Annotated in this window: 26 protein-coding genes and 1 pseudogene; 13 read left to right on the forward strand and 14 right to left on the reverse strand. The window is 70.8% G+C overall.

Annotation, left to right across the window (positions count from 1 at the left end; translation table 11 throughout):
* Nucleotides 1-189 precede the first annotated feature (189 nt).
* Complete coding sequence (locus ACIBKY_RS12475) at nucleotides 190-717, reverse strand: SRPBCC family protein (RefSeq protein WP_397096750.1); 528 nt, start codon at nucleotides 715-717, stop codon at nucleotides 190-192.
* A gap of 283 nt (nucleotides 718-1,000) precedes the next feature.
* Between ACIBKY_RS12475 and ACIBKY_RS12480 the strand changes: the two genes are divergently transcribed.
* From ACIBKY_RS12480 to ACIBKY_RS12515, 8 genes and pseudogenes are all read left to right on the forward strand, one after another.
* Complete coding sequence (locus ACIBKY_RS12480; RefSeq protein ID WP_397096751.1) at nucleotides 1,001-1,900, forward strand: urea transporter; 900 nt, start codon at nucleotides 1,001-1,003, stop codon at nucleotides 1,898-1,900.
* A gap of 28 nt (nucleotides 1,901-1,928) precedes the next feature.
* The gene (locus ACIBKY_RS12485) at nucleotides 1,929-2,237 is read left to right on the forward strand and encodes an urease subunit gamma (RefSeq protein WP_379617326.1); all 309 of its coding nucleotides are present in this window, start codon (nucleotides 1,929-1,931) and stop codon (nucleotides 2,235-2,237) included.
* Nucleotides 2,234-2,953 (forward strand): sirohydrochlorin chelatase, encoded by a 720-nt coding sequence (locus ACIBKY_RS12490; RefSeq protein WP_397096752.1) that lies wholly within the window; start codon nucleotides 2,234-2,236, stop codon nucleotides 2,951-2,953. Before ACIBKY_RS12485 ends, ACIBKY_RS12490 begins: the two co-directional genes overlap by 4 nt.
* Nucleotides 2,943-3,239, forward strand: a pseudogene (gene ureB / locus ACIBKY_RS12495) (urease subunit beta); the annotation flags it as partial. The gene ACIBKY_RS12490 and the pseudogene ureB, both read left to right, overlap by 11 nt.
* A gap of 134 nt (nucleotides 3,240-3,373) precedes the next feature.
* Complete coding sequence (gene ureC, locus ACIBKY_RS12500) at nucleotides 3,374-5,092, forward strand: urease subunit alpha (RefSeq protein ID WP_397096753.1); 1,719 nt, start codon at nucleotides 3,374-3,376, stop codon at nucleotides 5,090-5,092.
* Complete coding sequence (locus ACIBKY_RS12505; protein WP_397096754.1) at nucleotides 5,089-5,784, forward strand: urease accessory protein UreF; 696 nt, start codon at nucleotides 5,089-5,091, stop codon at nucleotides 5,782-5,784. Before ureC ends, ACIBKY_RS12505 begins: the two co-directional genes overlap by 4 nt.
* Before the next feature lie 25 nt (nucleotides 5,785-5,809).
* Nucleotides 5,810-6,445, forward strand: coding sequence for an urease accessory protein UreG (ureG, locus tag ACIBKY_RS12510; RefSeq protein ID WP_397096755.1), 636 nt, complete (start codon nucleotides 5,810-5,812; stop codon nucleotides 6,443-6,445).
* A complete protein-coding gene (locus ACIBKY_RS12515; protein ID WP_397096756.1) occupies nucleotides 6,427-7,395 on the forward strand; it encodes an urease accessory protein UreD in 969 nt (322 codons plus the stop codon). The genes ureG and ACIBKY_RS12515 overlap by 19 nt, the downstream gene beginning before the upstream one ends.
* A 3-nt stretch (nucleotides 7,396-7,398) precedes the next feature.
* Here the strand turns inward: ACIBKY_RS12515 and ACIBKY_RS12520 are convergent, their stop codons facing one another.
* From ACIBKY_RS12520 to ACIBKY_RS12530, 3 genes are all read right to left on the reverse strand, one after another.
* Nucleotides 7,399-8,613 (reverse strand): ammonium transporter, encoded by a 1,215-nt coding sequence (locus tag ACIBKY_RS12520; protein WP_397096757.1) that lies wholly within the window; start codon nucleotides 8,611-8,613, stop codon nucleotides 7,399-7,401.
* Between the two features lie 94 nt (nucleotides 8,614-8,707).
* Nucleotides 8,708-9,106 carry a hypothetical protein gene (locus ACIBKY_RS12525; protein WP_397096758.1) on the reverse strand — a complete coding sequence of 133 codons (399 nt, stop codon included), beginning with the start codon at nucleotides 9,104-9,106 and terminating at the stop codon, nucleotides 8,708-8,710.
* Complete coding sequence (locus ACIBKY_RS12530) at nucleotides 9,099-10,349, reverse strand: FAD-dependent oxidoreductase (RefSeq protein ID WP_397096759.1); 1,251 nt, start codon at nucleotides 10,347-10,349, stop codon at nucleotides 9,099-9,101. Before ACIBKY_RS12530 ends, ACIBKY_RS12525 begins: the two co-directional genes overlap by 8 nt.
* Nucleotides 10,350-10,438: 89 nt before the next feature.
* Between ACIBKY_RS12530 and ACIBKY_RS12535 the strand changes: the two genes are divergently transcribed.
* Entirely contained in the window at nucleotides 10,439-11,068 is a 630-nt protein-coding gene (locus ACIBKY_RS12535) for a TetR/AcrR family transcriptional regulator (protein WP_397096760.1), read from the forward strand.
* A 3-nt stretch (nucleotides 11,069-11,071) separates the two neighbouring features.
* On the opposite strand, the gene ACIBKY_RS12540 is transcribed toward ACIBKY_RS12535, so the two are convergent.
* The 6 genes from ACIBKY_RS12540 to ACIBKY_RS12565 all read right to left on the reverse strand — a co-directional run bounded on the left by ACIBKY_RS12540 (nucleotide 11,072) and on the right by ACIBKY_RS12565 (nucleotide 17,003).
* Nucleotides 11,072-11,290 carry a hypothetical protein gene (locus ACIBKY_RS12540; RefSeq protein ID WP_397096761.1) on the reverse strand — a complete coding sequence of 73 codons (219 nt, stop codon included), beginning with the start codon at nucleotides 11,288-11,290 and terminating at the stop codon, nucleotides 11,072-11,074.
* A 128-nt stretch (nucleotides 11,291-11,418) separates the two neighbouring features.
* Nucleotides 11,419-12,162 (reverse strand): lytic polysaccharide monooxygenase, encoded by a 744-nt coding sequence (locus ACIBKY_RS12545; protein WP_397096762.1) that lies wholly within the window; start codon nucleotides 12,160-12,162, stop codon nucleotides 11,419-11,421.
* Nucleotides 12,163-12,251: 89 nt separating this feature from the next.
* A complete protein-coding gene (locus ACIBKY_RS12550; RefSeq protein WP_397096763.1) occupies nucleotides 12,252-13,520 on the reverse strand; it encodes a M20/M25/M40 family metallo-hydrolase in 1,269 nt (422 codons plus the stop codon).
* Nucleotides 13,517-15,370: a S9 family peptidase gene (locus tag ACIBKY_RS12555; protein ID WP_397096764.1), complete on the reverse strand. Its 1,854-nt coding sequence runs from the start codon at nucleotides 15,368-15,370 to the stop codon at nucleotides 13,517-13,519. The genes ACIBKY_RS12550 and ACIBKY_RS12555 overlap by 4 nt, the downstream gene beginning before the upstream one ends.
* 5 nt (nucleotides 15,371-15,375) lie before the next feature.
* Nucleotides 15,376-16,371 carry a C39 family peptidase gene (locus ACIBKY_RS12560; protein WP_397096765.1) on the reverse strand — a complete coding sequence of 332 codons (996 nt, stop codon included), beginning with the start codon at nucleotides 16,369-16,371 and terminating at the stop codon, nucleotides 15,376-15,378.
* A gap of 44 nt (nucleotides 16,372-16,415) precedes the next feature.
* Entirely contained in the window at nucleotides 16,416-17,003 is a 588-nt protein-coding gene (locus ACIBKY_RS12565; protein ID WP_397096766.1) for a TetR/AcrR family transcriptional regulator, read from the reverse strand.
* Between the two features lie 77 nt (nucleotides 17,004-17,080).
* On the opposite strand from ACIBKY_RS12565, the gene ACIBKY_RS12570 reads away from it, so the two are divergent.
* On the forward strand, nucleotides 17,081-18,403 hold the full coding sequence (locus ACIBKY_RS12570) for an MFS transporter (protein ID WP_397096767.1): 1,323 nt from the start codon (nucleotides 17,081-17,083) through the stop codon (nucleotides 18,401-18,403).
* A 20-nt stretch (nucleotides 18,404-18,423) separates the two neighbouring features.
* On the opposite strand, the gene ACIBKY_RS12575 is transcribed toward ACIBKY_RS12570, so the two are convergent.
* Nucleotides 18,424-19,188, reverse strand: coding sequence for an IclR family transcriptional regulator (locus tag ACIBKY_RS12575; protein ID WP_397096768.1), 765 nt, complete (start codon nucleotides 19,186-19,188; stop codon nucleotides 18,424-18,426).
* Between the two features lie 99 nt (nucleotides 19,189-19,287).
* Here ACIBKY_RS12575 and ACIBKY_RS12580 point away from each other — a divergent pair, with 99 nt between their 5' ends.
* From ACIBKY_RS12580 to ACIBKY_RS12590, 3 genes are all read left to right on the forward strand, one after another.
* On the forward strand, nucleotides 19,288-20,439 hold the full coding sequence (locus ACIBKY_RS12580) for a kynureninase (RefSeq protein ID WP_397096875.1): 1,152 nt from the start codon (nucleotides 19,288-19,290) through the stop codon (nucleotides 20,437-20,439).
* A 100-nt stretch (nucleotides 20,440-20,539) separates the two neighbouring features.
* Entirely contained in the window at nucleotides 20,540-22,255 is a 1,716-nt protein-coding gene (locus ACIBKY_RS12585) for a hypothetical protein (protein WP_397096769.1), read from the forward strand.
* Nucleotides 22,256-22,277: 22 nt separating this feature from the next.
* A complete protein-coding gene (locus ACIBKY_RS12590) occupies nucleotides 22,278-23,249 on the forward strand; it encodes a magnesium transporter CorA family protein (RefSeq protein ID WP_397096770.1) in 972 nt (323 codons plus the stop codon).
* Here the strand turns inward: ACIBKY_RS12590 and ACIBKY_RS12595 are convergent.
* From ACIBKY_RS12595 to ACIBKY_RS12605, 3 genes are all read right to left on the reverse strand, one after another.
* A complete protein-coding gene (locus ACIBKY_RS12595; protein ID WP_397096771.1) occupies nucleotides 23,144-23,566 on the reverse strand; it encodes a hypothetical protein in 423 nt (140 codons plus the stop codon). The genes ACIBKY_RS12590 and ACIBKY_RS12595 overlap by 106 nt on opposite strands.
* 122 nt (nucleotides 23,567-23,688) lie before the next feature.
* The gene (locus ACIBKY_RS12600) at nucleotides 23,689-24,633 is read right to left on the reverse strand and encodes a TAXI family TRAP transporter solute-binding subunit (protein ID WP_397096772.1); all 945 of its coding nucleotides are present in this window, start codon (nucleotides 24,631-24,633) and stop codon (nucleotides 23,689-23,691) included.
* Complete coding sequence (locus ACIBKY_RS12605) at nucleotides 24,630-26,594, reverse strand: TRAP transporter permease (protein WP_397096773.1); 1,965 nt, start codon at nucleotides 26,592-26,594, stop codon at nucleotides 24,630-24,632. Before ACIBKY_RS12605 ends, ACIBKY_RS12600 begins: the two co-directional genes overlap by 4 nt.
* Nucleotides 26,595-26,610: the final 16 nt, after the last annotated feature.

Raw genomic sequence — 26,610 nt, forward strand, 5'->3', positions numbered from 1 at the left:
GCTGTGGTTTTCCTGCGGCGAGACTGAACGGGGGAAGCCGCGGCTGAATGTCTGAAATAGGCTGCACCATCACGCCAGGGAATGCTGACTTTAATCCGTGGCTTCCGGGTTTGAGCCCCGATGTCAAAGGGTCGCGGATCGGGTGCTGGAGGGCCTTGCCGGCCACGGTGAGTCACGTCCGCGAGCAGATCAGTCCTTCGCTTCGCGGACGTCCTTTCCCAGCTCGGCGAACGCCTTGAAGTCCTGCATGTGCTGTCGCGACTGCTTGCGGAAGGCGCCGGGCATCAGGAGCCCCACCAGCCGCATCAGCACGCCGCTGAACCGGTACTCGCTCTCGCTCACCCAGAGCGTCGTCTCCGGACCGGCTTCGGTCAGCCGCTCGCGAACAGCGCTCCACATGCCCTCGCCGACGATCTCGCGGTCGAAGTGAACGACGCTCCCCATCGGGATCTCGCGCAGATCCGCCGACTCCCGGCGCGTGATGGTCTCGGTGCCCTCGAACTCCTGCCGCCCCGCCCGCATCACGACCCGCGACTTGGTACCGACCCGCCCGTGCACCCCACTCAGCGGCTCGTGCAGCACCAGACCCCGCAGCCACATCGGCAGGTGTACGGGGTCGGCGAGCAACTGGACCACCCTCTCCCGCGGCAGGGCGATCTCGATCGAGACGGTGTACTTCATGACCGTGCGCTCCAGGCTTCCGAGTGAACGGGACATCCTCGCTGCACATTGGTCTGCCGCTTGATCAGCGAGGTCCGGGGCGAGTCTCGGCGGCTCAGGCGCGTTGCCGGGCATCTCAGTCCATGACGCGCGATGGCGGCCAAGAGGAATTTGTCCAGTCGATGGCCGTCCTTGGTCTTTTCTCCTTTCTGTCAGGGATAGATGCCAAGGTGTCGCGCCCTTTCGCAGGAGGGGCCCGGCGTCACATCCGGTAGCGGCGGGAACGGCTGGGTTCATGTCATCGGGGACATCTCGGATACCGCGCGACGACCTGCCGCGGGTGATCCTCAAGGGTGTCGCCCAGGTCGTCTTCCAGCCGAATCCCTGGGTGGGGCTGGTGTTCCTGGCCGCGTTGTTCGCGGGCGGCTGGCGGTTCGGGGTGTTCGGGCTGCTGGGCACGGTGACCGCCACGCTCACCGCCCATCTGCTGGGCGTCCCGTGGAGCGAACGGGTGGCGCCCGGCCTGGAGGGGTTCAGCGGGGCGCTGATCGGGGTGGGGCTGACCCTCTACTTCGACGTCGGCTGGATGACCGTCCTGCTCGTGATCTTCGGTGCGGTCGCGGGCGGCGTTCTCACCTCGGCGCTCAACGTGCTGCTGAAGCCGTACGGGCTGCCGGGCCTGACCGCGCCCTTCTGCGTGATCACGACGGTGATGGTGGTCGGGGGATCCTCCTTCAGCAGGGTCTGGGCCCGGCAGGTCAGTACGGCGGCGCCGTCCGCGACCGCTCCGGGCACCGGCATGAGCTGGGACCACCTGTGGCGGGGCACGTTCAGCGGGATCGGCCAGGTCTTTCTCCAGGATCAGTGGTACGTGGGCCTCATCTTCCTGGCCGGGCTGGTGGTCGCCGGCTGGCGGGTGGGGCTGGTGGCGCTCGTGTCCAGTGTGGCCGGGCTGCTCACGGGCTGGGTGCTGGGTGCTCAGGCGGCCGATCTGGGGGCCGGGCTCTACGGCTACAACTCCGTGCTGACCGGGGTCGCGCTGTCCGGCACGTTCGTCGTGGCCACGCCCGTGAGCGCCGCTTACGCACTGATCGGCGTGGTGGGCGCGGCCGGACTCACGGCCGGGGTCGGCAACCTGTTCGCGGTGGCCGGAGGCCACACCCTGACCTGGCCGTTCGTGCTGGTGACGTGGACGTTCCTGGCGGCTGTGCCGATGTTCTCCAGGATCGCGCGCACGTGACGCGTGACCCGTTCAGAAAGGAACTCTCATGAATCTCACCCCCAGGGAAATGGAGAAGCTGCTGCTTTTCACCGCGGCGCAGCTGGCGCGGCAGCGCAAGGATCGCGGTCTGAAGCTCAACTATCCGGAGACGGTCGCGCTGATCAGCTGCGCGGTCGTCGAGGCGGCGCGGGACGGCAGGTCGGTCGCCGAGTGCATGGAGCTCGGCAAGAAGGTCATCGGCCCGGACGACGTGCTGCCGGGGGTGCGCGGGATGCTCTCGCTCCTGCAGGTCGAGGCGGTTTTCGACGACGGCACCAAGCTGGTGTCCTGCCACGATCCGGTCGGCGCGCAATGACGGTGCCGGGCCACGAGATCCTGCTCGCGGCGGGGGCCGAGAGCCTCGGCGGCCGCTGCCTGCCGGAGCTGCTCGGCCCGGACGCGCCCAGGGTCTGCGCCGTGGATCGCGAGCTGCGCTCGGCGATCCCCCGGCGCCCGGCCGTGGTCGTGCCGATGACGCTGGGCCGCGATCCGGACCTTCCCGGCGTGGCCGCGCAGGCCCTGCGCTGGGCGGCGCGCGGGCGGGCGGACGGGGAACTGCTCCTGGCCCGGCCGCTGGCCGGCACCGGTCACCTGGTCGGCTGGCTGCGGGCCGCGGTCGTCCACGCGAAGCTCACCCCGGCGTCCGCCGTCCTGCTGGTGGCGCCCGCGATCGGGCCCGAGCCCGACGCCGAGCTGTTCAAGATCGCCCGGCTCGTTCGGCAGTTTACCCCGGTCCGCTGGGTCGAGGTCGCGCTGAGCGGCGGCGATCCCGACGTGGACGAGGGCGTCGAGCGCTGCCGGCTGCTGGGCGCCGGGGAGATCGTGCTGGTGCCCGCCTCCTTCGTCCCGGTGCCCGCCCGGCCCGGGACGCGGACGGCAGGGCCCCTCCTCGGACGCGCCTCGCTCATCGCGCTCATCCACCGGCGCGCCACGGAGGCCGAGCATCGCTGGAGCGGGCATCGCGACGACGGCCTGGCCGAACCGATGCCACACACCCACACCCACGAGGAGACACACACTCATGTCGGATGATCCATACATCTACGGCAAGGGCGACATCGAGCTGAACGCCGGCCAGGCCCGGGTGACGCTCACCGTGCGCAACACCGGCGACCGCGCCGTCCAGATCGGCTCGCACTTCCACTTCTTCGAGGTGAACCGGGCCCTGAGCTTCGATCGCGAGCAGGCGTTCGGCACCCGCCTGGACATCCCGGCCGGGACCGCCGTCCGCTTCGAGGCCGGCGACACCAAACGGGTCACCCTCGTCGAGTACGGCGGCGGCCGGCGCATCGTGGGATTCGGCGGCCTGCTCAACGGCGGCGTCCGCAGCCGCGACGCGCACCGGGAGGCGCTCAGGCGCATGCGCGAGCGCGGCTACCTCGACGAGCCGGAACCGGCACCCGCCAAGACCGGCAAGAAGCCCGCCAAGACCAGGAAGAAGGGCTGAGCCGCATGACCAGCATGAGCCGCCGGCGGTACGCGTCCATGTACGGCCCGACCGTGGGCGACCGGATCCGGCTCGGCGACACCAACCTGGTCGTCGAGGTGGAGAAGGACTACACCGAGGGCCACTACGGCGACGAGTCGCAGTACGGCGGGGGCAAGACCGCCCGGGACGGCATGGCCGCCGACCCCGCCACCGGCGGAGCCGTCGCCCTCGACCTGGTGATCACCAACGCGGTGATCGTCGATCCCGTCCTGGGGGTCGTCAAGGGCGACATCGGCGTCAAGGACGGGAGGATCGTCGGGGTGGGCAAGTCCGGCAACCCGCACACCCAGAACGGCGTCGACCGCCGCCTGGTCATCAGTGCCAACACCGAGGTGATCTCCGGCGAGAACCTCATCGCCACCGCCGGCGGGATCGACACCCACGTGCATCTCATCGCGCCCCAGCAGGTCGAGAACGCGCTCAGCAACGGAGTCACCACCCTGGTCGCCGGCGGCACGGGCCCCGCGGACGGCAGCCGCGGCTGCACCACCACCCCCGGCGCCTGGAACATCGGCCGCATGCTGCAGGCCTTCGAGAACATCCCGATCAACATCGGCGTGCTCGGCAAGGGCAACAGCAGCCTGCCGGGAGCGCTGGAGGAGCAGATCCGGGCGGGGGCCTGCGGGCTGAAGGTCCACGAGGACTGGGGGGCCACGCCCGCGGTGATCGACTGCGCGCTATCGGTCGCCGACCAGCTCGACATCCAGATCACCGTGCACACCGACACGCTCAACGAGGCCGGGTTCGTCGAGGACACGATCAGCGCCATCAACGGGCGCGCGATCCACACCTACCACTCCGAGGGCGCCGGCGGCGGCCACGCCCCCGACATCCTCCGGGTGACCGGGGAGCCGAACGTCTGCCCGGCCTCGACCAACCCGACGCTGCCGTACACGGTCAACTCGATCGACGAGCTGCTCGACATGACGATGGTCTGCCACCACCTCAGCTACGACGTGCCTGAGGACGTGGCGTTCGCCGAGAGCCGCGTGCGCGCCGAGACCATCTCCGCCGAAACCGTCCTGCACGACCTGGGCATCATCAGCATCATCGGCTCCGACTCCCAGGCCATGGGCCGCATCGGCGAGTCGTTCACCCGCGCCTTCCAGGTCGCCCACCACTGCAAGGACAAGCGCGGCCCGCTGCCCGAGGACTCCGCGCGCAACGACAACTTCCGGGTCCTGCGCTACCTGGCCAAGCTCACGATCAACCCGGCGCGCGTCTCGGGCATGGCCGACACCATCGGCTCACTGGAGGACGGCAAGCTCGCCGACATCGTCCTGTGGCCGGTGTCCACGTTCGCGGCCAAGCCCACGATGGTCATCAAGGGCGGCCTGATCAGCTGGGCCCAGATGGGCGACGCCAACGCCTCGCTGCCGACGCCGCAGCCCATCTACTACCGCCCGATGTACGCCGCCTACGGCAGCGCGCTGGCGGCGACGTGCGTCACCTTCCTGTCGGGCGCGGCCATCGACGACGGCGTGCCCGACCGTCTCGGCCTGCGCCGCATGGTCCGTCCGGTACGGCAGTGCCGTACCGTCGACAAGCGGCACATGGTGCGCAACGCGACGCTGGGCGACATCCGCGTCGACCCCGAGACCTACAAGGTGACCTTCGACGGGCAGCCCGTGCACATCGAACCGGCCAAGAAGCTGCCGCTGAACCGGCTGTTCTTCCTGTGAGCGAGGACCTCGGCGCGCTGCTGGCCCAGCTCCAGCTGACCGACTCCGGTTTCCCTAGCGGGATGTACACGCTGTCGCACGGGCTGGAGGGCTACACCCAGCTGGGGCCCGTGGGCCCGGAGGACCTGCGCGAGCTGCTGACCGACCTGCTCCACAACATGGTGGGACCGGGGGACGCCGCCGCGCTCGTCCTGGCCCACCGCGCGGTCCGGGCGGACGACTGGGAACGGCTGGCCGAGGTCGACCACAGGCTGCACGCGACCAAGCTCGTCCAGGAGCAGCGCACGGCGTCGGTGCGCACCGGACGCCAGGTCCTGGACACGGCCGCGTTCGCCTTCCCGATCCCCGAGGCCGCGCGCCTGGCGGAGCTGGTGGCCGCCAAGGCCACGCCGGGCAGTCACGCCGTGGTCGTGGGCGCCCTGTACGCGGGTCTCGGTGTCGCCGAGGCGCGGGCCGTGGCCGCCGACCTGTACGCGTTCGCCGCGAGCTACGTGACGGCGGCGGTCCGCCTGGGATGCACCGACTTCCGTCGTGCGCAGGGGCTGCTGCGTGCCGTACGCCCGGATCTGGAGGTTGTCGCGCGGGCGGCGCTCGGCGCCGAAGACCCGCGGGACCTGCACAGCTCGGTTCCCCTCGCCGACACCGTCGCGGCCGGGCACCAGCGGGCGCCGGCCCGGCTGTTCATCACCTGACCCACTACTCGAGAAGGCGGAGAGCATGGAACTGGAGAAGGTCTTCAAAGTGGGGATCGGCGGCCCCGTCGGTTCGGGGAAGACCGCGCTGATCGAGGCCCTCGTCCCGATTCTGCGGGACAGGGGCCACAGCGTCGGGGTCATCACCAACGACATCTACACCCAGGAGGACGCCGAGCACGTACGGCGTACGCTGGCGGGAATCCTCGACCCCGGGCGGATCGTGGGCGTCGAGACGGGCGCCTGCCCGCACACGGCGGTCCGCGACGACCCGACGATGAACCTGGCGGCCGGCGCCGACCTGCTGGACCGCTTTCCCGACATCGACCTGCTGTTCTACGAGAGCGGCGGCGACAACCTGACCCTGACCTTCAGCCCGGTGCTCGCCGACATGTTCATCTTCGTGCTGGACACCGCCGAGGGCGAGAAGATGCCACGCAAGCGCGGTCCCGGCACCACGAACTCCGATCTTCTGGTCATCAACAAGATCGACATCGCCCCGTACGTGCGCACCGACCTGGGGATCATGGAGCGGGACGCGCGGATGGTGCGCGGCGACGGCCCGGTCGCGCTGACCGACTGCCTGGCCGGCACGGGGGTCGGTGAGGTCGCCGACCTCATCCAGAGCCGGGCGAGGTCCGCGTGCTCCGCTCCGGCGTGACGACGCTCGGCGGCGGCGCCGTACCCGATCGGCTGGCCCCTGAGCGCTATCAGCCGGACTGGATCCCCCAGCCGGTCCGGCGCCACTCCGGCGGGCTCGACACCCTGCCCGTCGGCAGCCCCGGCAAGGTCGGCGTGCTGGACCTGGCGTTCCGGCGCGTGGGTGGGCGGACGGAGCTGACCGGGCACTTCCAGAAGGCTCCGCTGCACATCACCCGGCCGCATTACTACGACCCGGCTGTGCCGGGCATGCCGTACGTGATGCTCATGATGTCCGGCGGCGGCGTGCTTCAGGGCGATCGCTACCGCGTGGACGTCTCCTGCGAGGCCGGGGCGTCGGTGCATCTCACCACGCAGGGCGCCACCCGGCTGTACCGGATGGAGCACGACTACGCCACGCAGCTGGTCGAGCTGAACGTCGGCCCCGGCGGCTACCTCGAGTACCTGCCCGATCCCGCCATCGCCTTCGCCGGCAGCCGCTACTACCAGCGGACCGCGGTCACCGCGGCGGCCGGCGCGACCGTGGTGCTGGGCGAGACGATGCTGGCGGGCAGGCTCGCCAGGGGTGAGCGGCACGCGTACACGGCCTACTGCGCCGACGTGGAGGTGCGCGAGCCCGGCGGCGGGCTCCTGTTCGCCGACCCGATGCGCCTGGTCCCCGGAGACATGCCGGTGGACGGTCCTGCGGTCATGGCGGGCTTCGGCGTCGTGTCCACCCTGTACGTCGTGACCGGCAGCCATCCGGCGCAGGAGGTCGCCGGCACGATGCACGAGGCGCTGAGGGGCTGCGGCCTGCGGGCAGGGGCGGGCGTGCTGCCGGAAGGCCGGGGAGCCTGGGCTCGTTTCCTCGGCGAGCGCTCCCCCGAGGTCCTGGCCGCCTTCCACGGTGTCTGGGACGCCGTGCGCCGCCTGCTGCTGGGCGTACCGGCGCCCCAGGCCCGCAAACAGTGACGTTCAGCCCATGCGGAGTTCGCTGTCGAGGCCCTCGGCCTGCTCGCTCGCGCTGGCGCGGAGCCGGAAAAGGCGGTCCACGGCCCTGCCGATGAGAAACGTCAGCACGAAGGAATAGGCGCCGACGGCGAGAATGGCGACGATCTGCTTGCCGAGCAAGGCGATCGAGCCACCGAAGAACAGTCCGGCGATCGGGCTCCCATATTGACCGGTGGCGAAGAAACCGAGCAGCACGAGGCCGACGATGCCGCCCGCTCCGTGAATGCCCACGACGTCCAGGGTGTCGTCGTAGCCGGCGGTCGTCTTGATCTCCACGGCGTACGCGCAGACCACGGCGGCCACGATCCCGATGACGGTCGCGCCGAAGAGGTTGACGTACCCGCAGGCCGGCGTGATCGCGACCAGGCCGGCGAGCGCGCCGGTGGTGCCGCCCAGCCGGGAGAACTGGCCGAAACGCCGGCGTTCGAGGAGCATCCAGACGATCATCGCCACGCAGGCGCACATCATCGTGTTCGTCACGGCGTTGGCCGCCAGGGCGCCGTCCGTCAGCGCCGACCCGCCGTTGAACCCGAACCAGCCGAACCACAACAGGCCCATGCCGGTCATCACCATCGGGATGTTCTTCGGCTGCGGCGGCCCTTCCCGGCGAAAGCGCACCGACGGGCCGAGCACCAGCGCCAGTGCCAGCCCCGCCACCCCCGAATTCAGCTCGACGAGCAGGCCACCCGCGAAGTCGAGCACTCCCCAGCGGTTGATCCAGCCGCCCTTGGAGAAGACCCAATGCGCGATCGGCACGTAGACCAGCGTCATCCAGACGACGCCGAAGACCATCCACGGTCCGAGCCGCACCCGGTTGGCCACCGCGCCGCTGATCAGCGCGAGTGTGATGATCGCGAAGACGAGCTGGAAGAGGGAGTAGACGTAGAGCGGGATCCTGCCATAGGGGACGGATGGGCTGATCTCGAAGAACTCCCAGTCGCCCCAGCCGATCAGCCCGGCCCCGCCCAGGTCCCTGCCGAACGCCAGGCCGTAGCCGTACAGGAACCAGACCACCGTCACCACGGCGATGGAGACGAAGCTCATGTACAGCACGCTGATCAGATTCTTCGCGCGGACCATGCCCCCGTAGAAAAGCGCGAGGCCCGGCGTCATGAGAAGCACCATCGCGAAACTCACCAGCACCCACGCGGAGTCCCCGGTATTCAACCCATCCGCCATGTGAGAGCTCCTTCGAATCGCAGGCTGCCCAGGGAATATGACCCCCGCCCGGCGACCGAAAACGCGCGCAGAACTCTTTCCACTAATGGCGTGGTTATCGCGACAATTCTTTATGGAAAACAAAAGGCCGCACGGGATTGCGGCGGCGTAGCCACCACAGCGACCCGAACGCCACCGCCGCCAGTACCCCGGCGGACACGGCGGCGAGGCTGCCGTTCAGCGCGTGGATCGCGGCGTCGCCCATCTGGATCAGCCCGCTCGCCCACAGCAGCGCGGTCAGCGCGCCGTGCGCGCCACGGGCCAGCGACACCAGCAGCGCGCCGCCGACCGCCAGCGACCGGACCGCGCAGGCCCGCGCGAACACCTCCACCCCCGGCGTGACCTCGGCCCCCGCGGGCAGCGCGAGGCCGGGGTCGGCGATCACGAGGACCGAGACCGCCAGGGTCACCAGCGTCGCGAGCACGTTGAGCGTGACGAACACCCGGCTACCCATGGCTCAGCGGCTCCAGCGGCCCGGTCAGCCGCTCGGGGCGCAGGCCGAACGCGACCATACGCCCGAACAGGTGCGGGAAACCCGGCCAATGCCGCAGCGTGCGCAGGGGCTGCGGGACGCGCAGCGGCGCGTCGCCGGTGTCGGCGGTGCCGGGGCCGGCGGCCACGAAGCTCTCCTGCGCCCGCCGCTGGGCGAGCTGGGTGAGCGCGGTCGGCCATTGGCGGCGCCGTTGCACGCGGGCCAGGTCCCGGTCGGTGACGTGGCCACGGCGCAGGGCGGGCAGCAGGATGCGGGCGGCCGCGACCGCGTCCTGGATGGCCAGGTTGATGCCGACGCCGGCGATCGGGGACATGGCGTGCGCGGCGTCGCCGATCAGCAGCGCGCCGGGCGTCCACCAGCGGTCCAGCCGGTCGATGCGGATCCGCAGGGCCGCGATGTCGCGCGGGTCGAGCGCGGCCATCCGGTCCCGCGTGTACGGCGCCAGCCGCGCGATCGTCCGGCGTACCCAGGCGGCGTCGCCGGCCCGTGCGGCGTCGGCCGTACCCTTGCCGATCAGCAGCGCCACCTGCCAGTAGTCACCGCGGTTGATCATGATGAGGCCGCCGGAGGAGGAGAAGCGCAGCGTCGTGCCGTCCGGGTCGCCGTCGGCGCGCGGGACGCGTACGTACAGGCAGTCGTGCGGGGCGGTGGCGGCGCGCGGACGCAGGCCGAGCAGGCGGCGCACGGTGGAGTGGCGCCCGTCCGCCGCCACGACCAGGGGCGCGTCGAGGCGGTGGGTCCTGCCGGTGTCCTTGTCCAGGTAGCGCACGCCGCCCACCCGGCCCTCCGTCGTGATCAGGTCGGTCACCTCGGCGTTCCGCGCGAGGTGGAAGGACGGTGCGGCGCTCGCGGCTTCGGCGAGCAGGTTGAGGAAGTCCCACTGGGGCACCAGCGCGATGTGCTGGTGGCGGCCGGGCAGGCGGGTGAAGTCCTCGATGACGGCGCCGTCGTCGAAGCGCATGTGCAGCCGCCGCTCGCGTTGCTGCGGCAGCCGTGCGAACCGCTCGCCCAGGCCGAGCTGGTCCAGCAGGCCGAGCGTGGAGGCGTGCACCGTGTCGCCGCGGAAGTCGCGCAGGAAGTCGGGGTACTTCTCCAGCACCGCCACCTCCACGCCCGACCGTGCCAGCAGCAGGCCGAGCACCATGCCCGCCGGGCCGCCGCCGGTCACGACGCAGGAGAGCGAGGTTCTCGCGATGAATCCCATCTCACTCCTTCAATAAGCGGGGAGAGAATCCCCGTTTCGCTCGGACTGTAACATAACCGGGGAGAGTGTCCACGGTTAGGGAGCGGTTCGTGAAAGAGCTACGCGCCGATGCCAGGCGCAACAGGGAGCAGATCCTGCGCGCCGCGCACCTGGCCTTCCTGGAGATGGGTCCGGAGGCTCCGCTCGACCAGATCGCCGAACGGGCGGGCGTGGGCAACGCCACGCTCTACCGGCACTTCCCCACCCGCCTGGAGCTGATCAGATGTGTGGCCTTCGAGCACATGGGCCAGATGGCCGCGCTGGCGGCCGGCACCCTGGCGGCCGCGCCCACCGCCCGGCGGGCGCTCACGGTCTTCGCCACGCGGGTGGTCGAGCGGGGCGCCGTGGCGATGCTGCCCATCCTCGGCGGCCACGTCGAGACCGACCCGCAGTTCCTGACGGCCCGCGCCGAACTCCTGCACGCCCTGGAGGCGCTGGTCGCGGCGGCCCGCGCGGAAGGGGCGCTGCGCGACGACGTGGGGGCGGCCGATCTGGTGATGTTCCTCGCCGTCCTGACCCGGCCGCTGCCGACGGTCTCCGGACAGCTCAACGACGTGGTACGCGCACGCATGCTGACCACGCTCCTGGACGGCCTGCGCCCGCAGGAGGCGACCCCGCTGCCCAGCGAGCCGATCAGCGCCGACCAGATCACGGCCGACCTGTCCACGGGGAGGGCCTAGAGATCAGGGCGGCCCCGCCCAGTGCAGGGCGATGTACGGCTCGGCCTGACCCCAGTAGCGCACCCGTTCGCGAGTGATCCGGTACCCGGCACGCCGCTCGGGCTCGTCCGGCCGGCCGCGCGGGACGGGGACGTCCAGGATGCCGATGTCCTGGTCCACGTGGGCGAGCACGCCATGGCACGGCCCGCCGAGACAGATGGCGTTGCAGCCGGACAGCGTCACGACCACCAGTTTATCTGCCGCATAATCAACCCCGTAGCCCCCTCTTTCCTGGCAACCGCAGCATGATCTACCGCTGTGCCATGGCATCCACCGGTGCCCGGGTTCGCCGGGCACCGGCAGGGGTCAGGTCAGGTCCGGCGCCAGAGGGCGGGGACGTTGGGCGGCTCCCAGCCGGGAATCGCCGTGTGCGCCTGCAGGCACTGGTAGGTGACGCCGTTGTAGGTCACCTGCGTGCCGGGGGTGTAGGAGGTGCCCGCCGCCCAGCTCCCGGCGGGACCGGTGGCCGTGGGTGTCGGAGTGGGGGTGGGGGTGACCGTCGGGGTCACGGTGGGCGTCGGGGTGGGGGTGGGCTGGCCGGGGCCGCTGCCGATCTGGAGGTCGACGCAGTTGTAGAAGGCCATCTGGGTGTCGGCGATGTTCCAGATGGCCAGCAGCTTGATGCGGCCGGTCCGGTTGCCGAGATCGACGGTGTGCGTGAGCGTGGAAGGCGGCTGCCTGCCCCGGTCGTTGAACACCGCGACCCGCTCGGTGCCCACGTAGTACTCCCAGGTGCTGGTGGAGTGCGGGACCGGGATGTACCACTTGAAGTTCACCGTGCTGGTGACGGTCGTGACCGGCCACGGCTTGGAGTCGTCGCTGAGCGGGGCCCAGCGGGCGTCGCCGGCGTGGCAGTTGCGCTGGCCCTTGGGCCCTTCGACGCTCTGCGGCTCCCAGACGATCTGCCCGCAGTTGGGGACCTTGCCCGCGTGGCAGTTGGCCTGGCGGCTGGGCGGGTTGGTGATGAAGCCGTGCGCGGAGGCGGGCGAGGCGTTGTACACAACGGTGGTTGTGGCGACGACCGCCATGGCAATGAAGGTGATCAACCTTCGCATGACATGCTTCCTCTACGGTGGCTAGGGGTTGCTTCCTCCTTCATAAAAAAGGAAAGTTTCCTATTAGTGAAGTCTCCGGTCGGGAAAGGTCAATTTCCCCGGAGGAGCCGGGTGAGCACCCGGGTGCCGAACTCCAGGCCCGCCACCGGCACCCGCTCGTCCTTGCCGTGGAACATGCCGAAGTAGTCCAGGTCGGGCCGGAGCATCAGCGGCGCGAACCCGTAGCCCTCGATGCCGATCCTGGCGAACGACTTGGCGTCCGTGCCGCCGCTCATCAGGTACGGGACCGGCCTGGCCTTCGGGTCCTCGGCGAGCAGGGCGGCGGCCATCTCGTCGAAGAAGGGCGAGGGGTAGGGGGCGGCGGGGGCGTCCTCCAGGTTGACGAACTCCCGGGTGATCTTGGGGCCGAGCAGGTCGTCGATGGTGGCCAGGAACTCCTCCTGCAGGCCGGGCAGGTAGCGGCCGTCCACGTGGGCGGAGGCGGTGGAGGGAACGACGTTGACCTTGTAGCCGGCGTCCAGCATGGTCGGGTTGGCGGAGTTGCGGATCTGGCCTTCGAAAAGGGTGCCCAGCACCCCCAGGCGCCCGGCCTCCTCATCCAGGCGGCCGAGGTCGATGGGGCCGCCGGTGATCTCGGACAACGACTGGATGAGGGCCTTCACGGCCGGCGTCAGGCGTACCGGCCACTCGTGGGTGGCCACCCGCGACAGGGCGTGGACGAGAGTGGCGACCGGGTTGTCGATCGCGGGGCGGGAGCCGTGGCCGGCCACTCCGTGGGCGGTGAGCTTCATCCAGGCGGTGCCGCGCTCGCCCACGGCGACCGGATAGACGCGCTCGTCGCCGGCCGGGACGCTGAAACCGCCGGACTCGCTGATCGCCTCGGTGACGCCGTCGAACAGCTCGCGGTGCTCGGTGACGGCGTGGCGCGAGCCGTACTCGCCGGTGGCCTCCTCGTCGGCGAGAAAGGCCAGGACCAGATCGCGCTTGGGGCGCTCGCCACGCGCGGCCATGCCGAGGACGGTGGCGAGCGTCATCGAGCAGGAGCCCTTCATGTCGACGGCGCCGCGGCCGTAGACGCAGCCGTCGGTGATCTCGCCGGAGAAGGGGTGCATGCGCCATTCGGCGGGGTCGGCGGGCACGACGTCGAGGTGGCCGTGGATGAGCAGCGCGTCGGGCGAGTCACCGTCGATGCGGGCCACGACCGTGGTACGCCTCGGCGCCGACTCGAACACCTCCGTGGCGATGCCCCCGTCCTCCAGCAGCGTGGCCACGTACTCGGCGGCCGGGCGCTCGCCCGAGCCCGGGTTCGTGGTGTCGAACCTGATCAGATCCGAGCAGATCTCGGCGACGCTCTTCACTTGGCCCCCCGAAGGTCGAGTGCGGTCACTTCCGGCGTGTCGAAGTGGAAGATACGGCCGTAGAAGGCCAGTTCGGCTTCGAGCGCCGCGACGATAGTCTCCTCCCGGCGCCAGCCGTGCTGCTCGCCGGGGAAGGTGAGCAAGGCCCACTCTTTGCCGTGCCTGTCCAGTTCGGCGACGAAGCGCTCGGCCTGGCCCACATCCACGATCTTGTCTTCCAGGCCGTGCATCATCAGGCACGGGCCCGAGGCGCGGCCGGCGTGCAGCAGCGGCGAGCGCTCGCGGTAGCGCTCCCCGGTCTCGGGCAGCGGGCCGATGAGGCCGTCCAGGTAACGCGACTCGAAGTCGTGCGTCTCCTCCGCCCAGGCCGCCGGGTCGGTGATCGCGTAGTGGGCCACGCCGCCGGCGAACACGTCGCTGTGCACCAGCGCGGCCACGGTGGTCCAGCCGCCGGCGCTGCCGCCGCGGATGGCGAGCCTGGCCGCGTCCGCGCGTCCGAGCTCGACCAGGCCGCGCGCGACCTTGGCGCAGTCGTGCACGTCCACGACGCCCCACTGGTGCCGCAGCCGCTCCCGGTAGGCCCTGCCGTACCCGGTCGAGCCCCCGTAGTTGACCACGGCCACGCCCAGCCCGCGCGAGGTGAAGTAGGCGATCTCCAGATCGAGCATCAGCGGGTGCATGCCGGTCGGGCCACCGTGCACGAAGACGACGTAGGGGGCGGGGCCGGTCGCGGGCGGGTAGAGGTGGGCGTGCACACCCTCGATCACGACGGTCTCGGGCGTGGGCAGCAGCGCGCGGGGCGGCAACGGCTTGGGCGCCGACACGACGGTGTGCGCGCCGTCGGCGAGGCCGACCACCGTCACCTCCATCGGCGTGTACGGCGAGGCCGCCACCCCGGCCGCGATCCCGCCCGCGGCCGACACCGTCGAGGCCCAGTGGGTGGCGTCGCCGCCGAGGTCACGGATGGCGCCATCGGCCGGATCCAGCAGCCCGAGCCGCCGATCGCCGGGCGAGCCGTACACGACGACCACCCCCTCCCCCGCCACCGCGAACCAGGCGGCGCCCGGCTTCCACACCGCGTTGCCGAACTCCAGCTCCACCGGCGTCAGGTTGCGTGAGCGGGAGCCGTCGCGGGCGATCTCGTGCAGGTTCCACCAGCCGGTCGGGTCGGTGACGGCGTAGAGGGTGTCCGGGTCGCGCCATTCGGCCTGCACGACCGATTCGCGCTCGCCGCCCGCGACCACCCGGGACGGCCCCGCCACCCCCTCCCCGTCCAGCTCGGCCACGCACAGCTCGGTGCCGTCCCAGGGCATGTTGGGGTGTTCCCAGCCGATCCAGGACAGGTGCCGCCCGTCCGGCGCCAGGCGGGCGTTCATGAGGAAGTGGTGGGCCTTGACGATCACCCGCGGCTCGCCGCCCTCCAGCGGGACCGCCACCAGGTCGCGGGCGGCGCCGTTGGTCTCCCTGACCGCCCAGACCTCCTCGCGGCCGGGCGGCAGGTAGAGGTCGCCGTAGTGGTGAGGGCCCTCGGGCGTCAGGGGGATCGGGTCCTTCTCCGGGTGGAGCAGGTACAGGCGCTGGTCGGCCCAGTGGGTGAAGACGAGCGCGCCGCCGGGCAGCGGGCGCCAGGACCGCCCGCCGTACTCGATGAGCCGGTTGCGCGCGTTCCATCCCCCCGGCAGGACGTCGTGGCGCGAGCCGTCCGGCAGGCGGCGCACCACGCAGCGGCGCCCGCCCTCCCGCGGGCGGGGCTCGTCCCACCACACCTCGACGCCGTCCGGCGTCGGGACGGCCTCCACCCACTGGGCGGCGCCGTCGGTTCTGGCCACGTCGATCGCGCTGATGCTCATGCTGGTCACCAATTGCCGTCGGAAGGGGGAAGCACGTGCCCGGGTGGGTGCAGGACGTAGACGATGCCGCCGCTGCCCGAGCTCCTCAGCCAGACGTTCTCGAACGCCGCCCTCGGATAGATCCTGCGCACCTCAGGCACGGCGGGGTCGTTGGCGACGACGTCGCCCGCGGCGGTGAATCCGGCGACGACCAGGATGTGGCCGCCGGTGGAGTAGCCCGAGCCGGGCAGCTCGTGCTCCTTGAACGACAGTGACGTGATCACCGGGACACCGGCCCTGACGAGGGTCTCCAGTTCCAGGGCGGAGCGGAGCCTGGTGACGAAGCCGTCCAGGCCGTAGCGGCCGGCGTAGGCGACGCTGAAGGGCCAGTTCCCGGTGCCCTGGTAGCTCTGGTCGTACATGCCGCGGGCGGCGTGGTCGACGGCGGGACAGGGGTCGCCGGGGGCGACCCAGGACAGGTCGGCGGGTTCCGGGCCGCTGCCCCAGTAGGCCAGCACCATGGCGACCGAGGCGGGGCTGCACCAGTTGGCGCCACCGCCGTCCCATTCGGGGTAGTGGCCGGTGTGCTCGCGCTGGGAGTAGCGGGGGACGTCGAGTTCCACGGCGGCGGCCGTACCCGCCGGGGTGGGCGTCACGCTCGGGCGGTGCGGGATCGCGGAGGCCAGCACCCCGAGCGACCTGATCCGCGCGCCCGCGCCGTGCGTTTCCACGCGCACCCGGCAGGCGGTCACCGGTGCCTTCGCCACGAACGTGTCGACGGCCACGTCGCCGTGCTCGTCGCCCTGGCCCGGCACCGACGTACGGCCGGGCTCCTCCGACCACCGGCCCATCACGTACCACTTGGTCGGCTCACCGGAGACCAGCCTGGCCTGCAGCGCGACCTCGATCCACGACCCCTCGGGGGCGCTCGCGGTCCACGAGGGCACCAGTTCGGTCGCGGCGAAGCCCAGCTCGGTGAAGGCGGTGCGGCCTGGGGCGAGCCGGGTGTAGGAGACGGGCACCGGCACCATTGTGGTTTCGGCTGGCAGGGCGCGCATCGGATGGTTTACGTACTGGTGGCGGCGAGGGTGGAGATCCAGGCGGCGAGCATCTCCACGACGTCGTCGAAGGTGCCCTCTTCCTCGGGCATCTCCCGGTGGGCCGAGGCGCGGGCGCGCCAGCGCTCGATCTCGCTGTGCCCGGCCACGACGGCGATGGTCTGGCGCCAGGCGCGGTGGGCGTCGCGGGGCGGCAGGCCGAGCGCGGCGAAGAAGGCGAGCATGGCCTCGTTGGAGCGCCGGGTGTTGTCGTGCACGTCGAGCGCGGCGGTCTCGGCCAGGCGCAGCGCCGCCGGGTGGCGCCGGTAGAGGCCGAGCAGGCCGAGGCAGAGCTCGCGCAGGCTGTCACGCCAGCGGGCCGGGTCGAGCTCGGGCAGGAGCCATTGGCTCTGGAGCTGGTCGGCGGCCAGGCGTACGGCGTCGTCGCGGTCGGCCACGTACTTGTACAGCGCCCGCGGCGTGACCCCGAGGTGCGCGGCGAGCGCGCGCATGGTCAGCTCCGCGTCGCCGAGTTCGAGCACCGCGCGCCCGATGGCCTCGCGGGTGAGCGTCGGCCGCCCCTTGCGGAACTCGGGCCGCTTCCTGGTGCGCTCCATCGGGCGGCAGCCTATCAGCCTTGAAGTTCACACATGTGGACTTTAAGGTGAGGGCAGCCTTCCCTAAGGAGCTCCCCTTGGCTGTCCTGATCATGACGATCGCCGCGACCGCGCTGCTCGTCATCGACATCACGATCGTCTCCATCGCGCTGCCGGCCATCCAGTCCGACCTCGGCGGCGGACTGGCCGCCGCGCAGTGGATCATCATCGGCTACACCGTCACCTTCGGCGCCCTGCAGCAGCCCGCCGCCTCGCTGTCGGACCGCCTGGGCCGGCGCACGATGTTCACGGCGGGCATCACCGTGTTCACCGCGTCCTCGCTGGCCTGCGGCCTGGCCCAGTCGGCGCTCGCCCTGGACCTGGCCAGGCTCGCCCAGGGCGCCGGGGCCGCGCTGATCATGGCCAACGCGCTGCCGATGCTCGCCCAGACCTACGAGGGCCAGCGCCGCAACATGGCCATCGCCGTCTGGGGCACCACGCTCGGCGCCGCGGGGGCCGCCGCGCCGGTGCTCGGCGGCATCCTGCTCGCCGTGGCGGACTGGCGCGCGTTGTTCCTGGTCAACGTCCCCGTGGGCATCGTGGCCCTGTTCCTGTGCCGCCGCGTGCTGCCCGCCGACGCCGCGCGTGGCACCGCGCCGATCGACTGGCCGGGCGCGACGCTGCTGCTGCTCCTTCTCACCGCGGCCAACCTGGCCCTCACCCTGGCCCAGTGGTGGTACGGCGCCGCCGCCGTCCTCCTGCTGGCCGCTTTCCTCCTGGTGGAACGCCGGGCCGTGGCCCCGGTCCTCGACCTGTCGCTGTTCCGCATCCCGACCTTCGTGGCCGCCTCACTGCTGGCGTTCGTCTCCCGGGTGGCCACGATTGGCAGCTCGGTCTACTACGTCCTGTACTTCGAACGCGAGCTCGGCCTCACCCCGCTGGCCACCGGCCTGCTCATGGCCGCCATCCTCATCCCCCAGCTGCTCACCGGCCTGCTGGCGGGCAAGCTCCTGGCCCGGTTCTCGCCGTCGTTCCTCATCGCCGGGGGTTCGGCCGTCCTGGGGCTCGGCGGCGTCCACATGGCGATGACCTTCGCACCGGCCGCGAGCGCCTGGGACTTCCTGCCCGGCCTGATCCTGTGGGGCGTGGGCGGCGGCCTCGCCGCGACGCCCAAGACCACGCTCGCGGTCAACGTGGTGGAGAAGGAGCGGGCCGGGATGGCCTCCGGCATGGTCAACACCATGCTGGCCATCGGGGCGGCGGCGGGCGTGGGCCTGCTCGGCATCCCCTACGCCGCGGGCGGCGCCTCCCTGGTCATGTACACGGCCGCGGCGCTGTCGGTCGTGACGGCGGTCATCGCGCTGGTGCTGGTCCGCCCCAAGGACCTCGTCACCGGCGCCCCGGTCACCCGCTCACCGTAGGGGAGGGCCGGCAGGGAGGGTCAGCGGGGGGTGGAGCGGGTCAGGGCCCGGGAGACGCCGAGGGCGGCGGTCTTGACCGCGGGGGCCAGGCGGGTCGGATGGAAGCGCGACAGCGGGACCGACACCGAGAGCGCGGCCACGACCGTGCCCTCGCGGAAGATGGGTGCGGCGATGCAGGCGCCGCCGATCTGCGCCTCCTCCCGCTCATAGGCCAGCCCGGCCACCTGGATCTGGCCGATCGCCTCCTCCAGCCGCTTGGCGTCCACGATGGAGTGCGCGGTGAGCCGGCGCAGAGGCCGGGCGAGCACCTCCTCGATGAGACCGGGCGAGGAGTATGCCAGCAGCGCCTTGCCCACTCCGGTGCAGTTCAGGGGCAACCGGCCACCGACGCGCGAGGGCAGCGCGAGCGACTCGTGCGCCCGCAGCTTCTCGACGTAGACGACGTCGAGGCCGTCGCGGACGCCGAGGTGGATGGTCTCGCGCGTGGCTTCGTACAGGTCGTGCATGAACGGCAGCGCCGCGTGCCGCAGGTCGCGCTCCAGCGGAACCGTGCTGCCGAGCTCGAACAGCCGCCGCCCCAGGACGTACCCGCGCTCGCGGCGCTCGACGGCGCCGATGGCGGTCAGGTCGGTGAGGAGCCGGTAGGCGGTGGTCTTGGGGAGCTGGCAGCGCTCGGCGACCTCGATGAGGCGCAGCGGGCCGCCGGTGGGGCGGAAGGCGTCCAGGACGAGCCAGGATTTCTCCAGCATCGAGAGACGGTCCGGGTTCCGTGTCACGGAACGCATTCTTGTCTATCCCTCATCAGGGGTTCTATACCAACATAGGCGTTAAATGTGGATTTATTGAGGAGCTGACCAGTGGTTGATCGCCTGGCCTGCCTGGCCATGGACCAAGAAGACCCGCTGCGCGCGTTCCGGGACGAGTTCGTGCTGCCGGAGGACGAGATCTACCTGGTCGGCAACTCGCTGGGCGCGCCGCCGCGTACGGCGGCCGAGCGCGTACGGCAGGCCGTCGAGGACGAGTGGGGCCGCCACCTCGTCGGCGGCTGGAACGAGGCGGGCTGGTACGCCCAGCCCCTGACCACCGGCGACCGCCTGGCCCCGCTGATCGGCGCCGGGCCCGGCGAGGTCGTGGCGGGCAACACCACCTCCATCGCCGTCTACCAGGCCGTCAGCGCCGCCATGCGCCTGCGCCCCGGCCGTGACGTGATCGTCGTGGACCGCGGCAACTTCCCCACCGACAACTACATGATCGAGGGCCTCGGCGAACTGCGCGACATCGGCGAGGACCGCTTCGACGACGCCGCCGCCGTCCTGCTGTCGGAGGTGGACTACCGCACCGGCGCCCGCTACGACGTGCCCGAGGTCACCGCCCGTGTCCAGGAGGCGGGCGCGCTGATGATCTGGGACGTCTGCCACAGCGTCGGCGCGCTGCGCGTGGACGTCTCGGCCGCCGACTTCGCCGTCGGCTGCACCTACAAGTACCTCAACGGCGGCCCCGGCGCCCCCGCCTTCCTGCGCGTTCATCCCCGCCACCAGGCCGCCGCCGAGAACGTCCTGTCCGGCTGGTACGGCCACGCCGAGCCGTTCGCCTTCGAACCCGGCTTCCGCCGGGCCGACGGCATCAGGCGCTTCACGGTCAGTACCCCGCACGTGCTGTCGTTCGCCGCGCTGGAGGCGGCGCTGGACATGTGGGAGCGGGTCGACCTCGACCAGGTCCGCGCCAAGAGCATGGCGCTGACCTCGCTCTTCGTCGACCTGGTCGGCGACAGGCTGGAGCTGGCCTCCCCGCGCGACCCCGAGCGCCGCGGCAGCCAGGTGAGCTTCTACCACCACGACGGCTATCCGGTGATGCGCGCGCTCATCGACCACGGCGTGCACGGCGACTTCCGCGCCCCCGACATCCTGCGCTTCGGCTTCGCCCCCCTCTACACCCGCTACGTGGACGTCTGGAACGCCGCCCAGACCGTGGCCGAGGTGCTGGAGAAGGAACTGTGGCGCGAGGACAGGTACGCGATCCGCCTGGCCGTCACCTGACGCCCGCCGCGTGGCCGGTTCCGCGCGGCGGAACCGGCTCTTGGGAACGTGAGCGGCGATCGGCACTCTTGGCGCATCCCCCCACGAAAGGCACCCCCCGATGCGCCGACTCCTCCACCGCGCCCTCGCCACGGCGAGCGTGGCCGGTCTGCTGACAGTCCCTCCGGCCCCTGCGCAGGCCTCTGTTCAGGCCGCTGTGCGGGCCGCCGACGACGGCGTCCCCACGGTGTGCGGCGACCGCCGCCCCGGCGACCCGGGCCCCGGCACGTACGGCATGCAGCTCGACGGCTCCTTCCGCCACCCCGACCTGACCCCGCCGGGCGAGGAGCGCTTCTCCTTCCCCGGTGGCGCGAAGGACCTGTTCCCGAAGACCAAGGGCTACGATCCCCGCTCCTACACCGAGGGCCCGATCAAGGTCGAGGCGGCCTACCGCGGCCCCGACTTCACCCCGGACTACTTCCACACCTGGCAGAACGTGGTCGACTTCGGCGGGCGCCGCTACCTGTTCCAGTACGACCGCACCGAGGCCCGGGTCTACGACGTCACCGACGTACGCAGGGTGCGGATCGTCGAGCGGCTCACCGGCAAGGACTGGAAGCAGGCCGACTACTGGGGCGCGGCCACCATCCAGTGGCGCGACGGCCGCTACGTGATGATCCAGTCGTTCGAGCAGAAGCGGCAGGTCGAGGAGCTCGGCGACAGCCCGGAACGTTCGAAGTTCGGCAATCCGGAGGGCGTGGCGAAGCTGCGCGCGCAGACGACGTTCAAGGGCTTCAAGGTCTACCGCCTGGACGGCCCGCGCAGGAAGGACTGGACGCTGCTGTCCACGGTCACCACCGACCCGACGCTGAGCAGCCCTGAGCCGGGCGTGCAGCAGGGCTCCGGCTCCCTCGACGTGCCCTACTGGACCGGCGGCAAGTACATGTACGTCGCGGTCGCGCCGCTGGACAGCTGGAGCAACACCGAGGTCCCCACCTACCTCTACTCCCCCGGCTACCAGGCCTACGACATGTCCGATCTGACCAGGCCGCGCCTGGTCGGCGAGTGGCACCGCAAGGGCCAGGTGGAGGGCGAGGAGGCCGCCTACGCCAAGAACCCGCGCTGCGGCAACCGCACGTCGTGGATGGGCGCCCGGATGCCGTTCTTCGTCGCCGGAAAGTACGGCTTCGCCGCCATGGGCGGCTACGGCCTGTCGATTCTCGATATTTCGGATCCGTCCAAGATGCGGGAAATCGCGCACCTGGACCTCCCCGTCTCCTCCGGTGGCACCGAAGCCGACAACGTGGACGTCTCCCAGTACGAGAAGACCGGCATGGTCTACGTCTCCGGCTACCCGCTCGGCGAGGACTGCCACGAGCCCTACAAGGACGTCTTCCAGGTCGACGCGCGCGACCCCGCCAAGCCCAGGATCGTCGGCGTGCTGCCCCGCCCGGAGCCCGCGCCCGGAGCCCGGTTCGGCGACTACTGCCAGCGCGGCGGCAGCTTCGGCCCCAAGCGCTCCGGCTCCTACACCTCGCCCGGTGACCCGGCCCAGGGTCTGCTCGCCTACGCCTTCTACAACGCGGGCGTGCAGTTCTTCGACACACGCGACGTGCGCCGGCCGAAGATCGCCGCCCAGTTCGTGCCCGCGGGATACAGCGCCGCCGTCCCCGACTACGCGCTCGGCAACCAGACCCATGCCATCTACACCGAATGGGACAGGAAGATCGTGTGGGTGTTCACCAACGACGGCATCTACGCGCTCTCGTCCGGCAAGCTGCTGGGGGCGCCGAATCTGGGCAGGCCCGTGGCGCCGTTCCGCAACAGCGCCCGCTAAGCGATAGGCCATAATGCGGTAAATGCGCACCCGGTTGTACAAAGACGGCGTCGTCGTGAAGAAGGGTTTCCCCATCGCCGACGTCTCCGAATACGTCTGCGACGACGACTGCGTGGTCTGGTTCGACCTGTGCTCCCCCACCCCCGGCCAGCTCGGCGTCATCAGCGAGGAACTGGGTCTGCACGAGCTGGCCGTGGAGGACGTGCTCAACGACCACCAGCGGCCCAAGCTCGACGTCTACGACAGCCACCTGTTCATCACCGTGTACGGGATCTACCTGGACGAGGAGGGCAACCTCGACCCGGTGGAGATCAACGTCTTCGTGACGAAGAACGCGCTGGTGACCGTACGGGAGAACGACCGCTTCACCATCGACGACGTGGTCGCCCGCTGGGACGCCAGCGGGGAGCACACCGCCCGCCACGGCGTGGCCTTCCTGCTGCACGGATTGCTGGACTACGTCGTGGACGGGCACTTCGAGCTCGTGCAGACGCTCGACGGCCAGGTCGAGGAGCTGGAGGACGCGCTGTTCGGCGAGGCCGGCAACAACCGGGAACTGCAGCGGCGCACGTTCCGGCTGCGCAAGAACATGGTGCGCTTCCGCAAGGTCACGCTGCCCATGCGCGAGGTGCTCTCGACGCTGGTGCGCCGTGACCGGCAGGTCCTGGTCAACGCCGAGATGGGACCCTACTACCAGGACGTCTACGACCACGTGCTGCGCGTGACCGACTGGGTCGACTCGCTGCGCGAGCTGATCAGCAACCTGCGCGAGACCCACCTGGCCCAGCAGGGCTTCCGGCTCAACGAGATCATGAAGCGGCTGACCGGGTGGGCGGCGATCATCGCGGTGCCGACCGCGATCACCGGCTTCTACGGGCAGAACGTGCCCTATCCGGGCGAGGGCCGGCCGTGGGGCTTCTGGGTGTCGACCATGGTCGTGGCGGGGGCCTCGGTGGCCCTGTACACCGTCTTCAAGAAGAAGGACTGGTTGTAGCACGGGGCCGTGGCGGGGCTGCCCGGCGGGGCGGTGCCGACGGCCAGCCGTACCCGCGTGGCGCCGGAGGCGGGGTAGAGCGGCAGGCAGCGGCCGCCCGCCACCAGCGTGCGGCGGCCGACGGGGCTGGCGATCAGCTCCAGGCCGTCGTAGGTGACCGGCGCCGACAGGCGCAGCACCCACAGGCCGCCCGTGCGCGAGCGGGCGCCGTCGAGGGCGTAGTAGTCGAGCACTCCGGCGCTCCCGGAGATCACCGCGCGCATGGTGAAACGGCGGCCCTCCACGGAGAAGATCTCCGCGGAGGGCGCGTGGTACATGGAGTGCACGTAGGTCAGGGCGAAGCCGCCCCTGCCCAGGGCCAGGCCGTGGACGGCGGGGCCGCCCGCGGCGGCGCCCGAGCCGAGCGCCAGGGCCGCGAGCAGCGCGAGCAGGAGCCTGATCAGCCCTGGGTCTCCTTGAAGTAGCGGGCCGCGCCGGGGTGCAGCACGACCGGCTCGACCTGCCGGCCGAGCTTGGGGTCGAGCTTGCTGGCCTCGGTGTGCACCTTGACCAGCTCGGCCTTCTTCTCGAACAGGGTCTTGGTGATGTCGTAGGCGAGTTGCTCGTCCATCTTGTCCGGCACGAGCAGCACGTTGCCGACGGCCATCGTCTTGATCGCGCCGGTGAGCTTGTAGGAGCCCGCCAGGTCCACGTCGAGCGTCACGTACTGCTTGCCGAACTTGGTCTGCATGCCGCCCAGCACGTCGCTGGTGTCGAGCATCTTCATGTCGGGCTTGCTCGTGGCCAGGTCCACGATTCCGGCGGTGGGCACGCCGCCGACCCAGAAGAACGCGTCGATGGTGCCGTCCTTGACCGCCTGCACCGACTCGTTGATCGACAACTGCGACTTGGTGACGTCGCTGTCGGGGTTGAGCCCGGCCGCCTCCATCATGCGGCGGGCCATGACCTGGGTGCCGGAGTTGGGCGGGCCGAGCGAGACGCGCTTGCCCTTCAGGTCGGCGACCTTGGTGGCGGCCACGCCGGGCGCGACGACGACCTGCGCGTAGTTGTCGTAGATGCGGGCGATCGCCTGGATCGGCTGCTTCTCGGTGAACGAGCCGACCCCGTTGACCGCGTCGGCCGCGGTGTCGGTCTGGGAGAAGCCGATGTCGGCCTTGCCGGTGGCCAGCAGCTTGATGTTCTCCACCGACGCCGAGGTGACCGAGGCCGTGGCCTGGGTGTTGGCGACGTTGGCCTGGATCTGCTTGGCCAGGCCGCCGCCGTAGACGTAGTAGACACCGGTGGTGCCGCCGGTGGCGATGGACAACCTGTTGCCGCCGCCGCAGCCCGCGGCCGCGGCGAGCGCCACGACAGCCGCCGCCAGGGTGATGAGCACACGTTTCACGCTGGAGTTCTCCTTTTTCGAATGAGATGTACGGCTGTCGCCACGGCCAGAACCGCGAAACCGGCGACGATCGGGACAGGTTCGAGGAAGAGCAGGAGGATTCCGGCGACCGCCGCGATCACGCGCTCGGGCAGGCCGGTGAAGCCGCCGGTGGCCATCGCCAGCGCCAGGACGGCGACCCCCGAGACGGCGGTCAGCGCCAGGATGGTCCCGATCGGTCCCTGGGCCAGCAACGCCTGCCCGTTGGGCGTGAGCACGAAGGCGAACGGCACCAGGAAGGCGGGCAGCGTGTATCGCCAGGTCATCATCATCGTGCGGTAGGTGTTGCCGCCGGTGATGGCCGCCGCCGCGACGGCCGACAGCGCCGTGGGCGGGCTCACCTCCGACAGCACCGCGTAGTAGAAGATGAACATGTACGCCTCCGCCTTGGCGACGCCGAGCGTCATGAGCGCGGGGGCGATGATGACCGCGGCGATGATGTAGCTCGCGGTCACCGGCACCGCCAGGCCCAGCAGCATGACCGCCAGGCCCGCCATGATCGTGGTGAAGATCAGGTTGCCGGCGGCCACGTCCACGATGATCGAGCTGAGGTTGAGTCCGAGCCCGGTCTGGGTGATGACGCCGACGATGATGCCCGCCGCCGCGCAGACCGCGGTGACCGGCAGCACCTCCAGCGTGCCCTTGGCCAGCGCCTGCCCGATGCGCTTGGGCCCCATGCGGTGGGCCGGGTCGAGGAAGGACAGCGCGAAGGCGACGAAGGTGGCGATGACCACCGACTGGAAGGCCGAGCGGTCCAGCGCCATCAGCACGATGATGAGGATGAGCGAGCTGAAGTGGTAGCCGAAGCGCAGCATGAGCTTGCCGGCCTTGGGCGCGTCGACCTCGACGGCATGGGTGCCGAACCGCCGCGAGTCGATCTCGATGGCCAGGAAGATGCCGAGGTAGTACAGGATCGTGGGGATCGTCGCGTAGAGCAGCACCGTCAGGTAGCTGACCCCGAGCTGCTCGGCGATGATGAAGGCGGCCGCGCCCAGCGTGGGCGGCGACAGGATCGCGCCGATGCCGCTGGCGGCCAGGATGCCGCCGGCGGCCTCGCGGGGGTAGCCGGCCCGCTTGAGCACCGGCCAGGCCACGCTGCCGAGGCTGACGGTGGTGGCGGTGCCGGAGCCGGAGACGGTGCCGAGCAGGAATCCCGCGGTGGTGACGGTACGGCCGGGGGCGGCCCGTGACTTGCGGAAGGCGGCGAAGCTCAGGTCGATGAAGAACTTGCTGGCGCCGGAGTAGTCGAGGACCGCGCCGTAGATCGTGAAAAGGACGATGTAACTGGCCGCCACCTGCATCGGGACGCCGAAGAATCCTTCTGTGCCGGTGTAGAGCTGGGAGATGATCTGGCCGAGGTCGAATCCGCGGTGCCCGATCGGCCAGCTGACCGGCAAATAGTTTCCGAGGTAGGCGTATACCAGGAAAATTCCGCAAATGATGCTGAGCGCGCTGCCGACCGTGCGGCGTACCGCTTCCAGGAGCAGCACGGTCAGGCCCAGCCCGCCGATGATGTCCCAGGTGCTGAGGTTGGAGCTGGAGCCGCGGTCGCGGAAGGCGTCGATGTCGAGCAGCGGGTAGAGCAGGACCCCGAGCGACAGCGCCGCGAGCACCCAGTCGAGGATCGTGGGCGCCTCGCCACGCCGCTGCTCAAGGGGCTCCTGCTGACGCAGGCGCCGCACCAGGGAGACCAGCCCGGAGCGGTAGCGCAGGAAGACCAGCGGCAGCGCCACGGCCAGGAACGTCATCCGATGCTGCACCGGCTCCACCGGCTGGAAGACCACGACGAGGGAGTAGGCCGACAGGAGCCCGCCGATGATCCAGACGCCGAGCCGTAACGGTCCCGACAATTCACGGGCCGGACGTTCCCCCTCCGCGGCCGAGACCAACTCGGCCGCACGCTTGTCACTTACTTCGGTCACGTTCTTGCCTCCCCGA

Source organism: Nonomuraea sp. NPDC050394, from assembly GCF_044459065.1.
In the GTDB taxonomy this organism is placed as follows: Bacteria; Actinomycetota; Actinomycetes; order Streptosporangiales; family Streptosporangiaceae; genus Nonomuraea.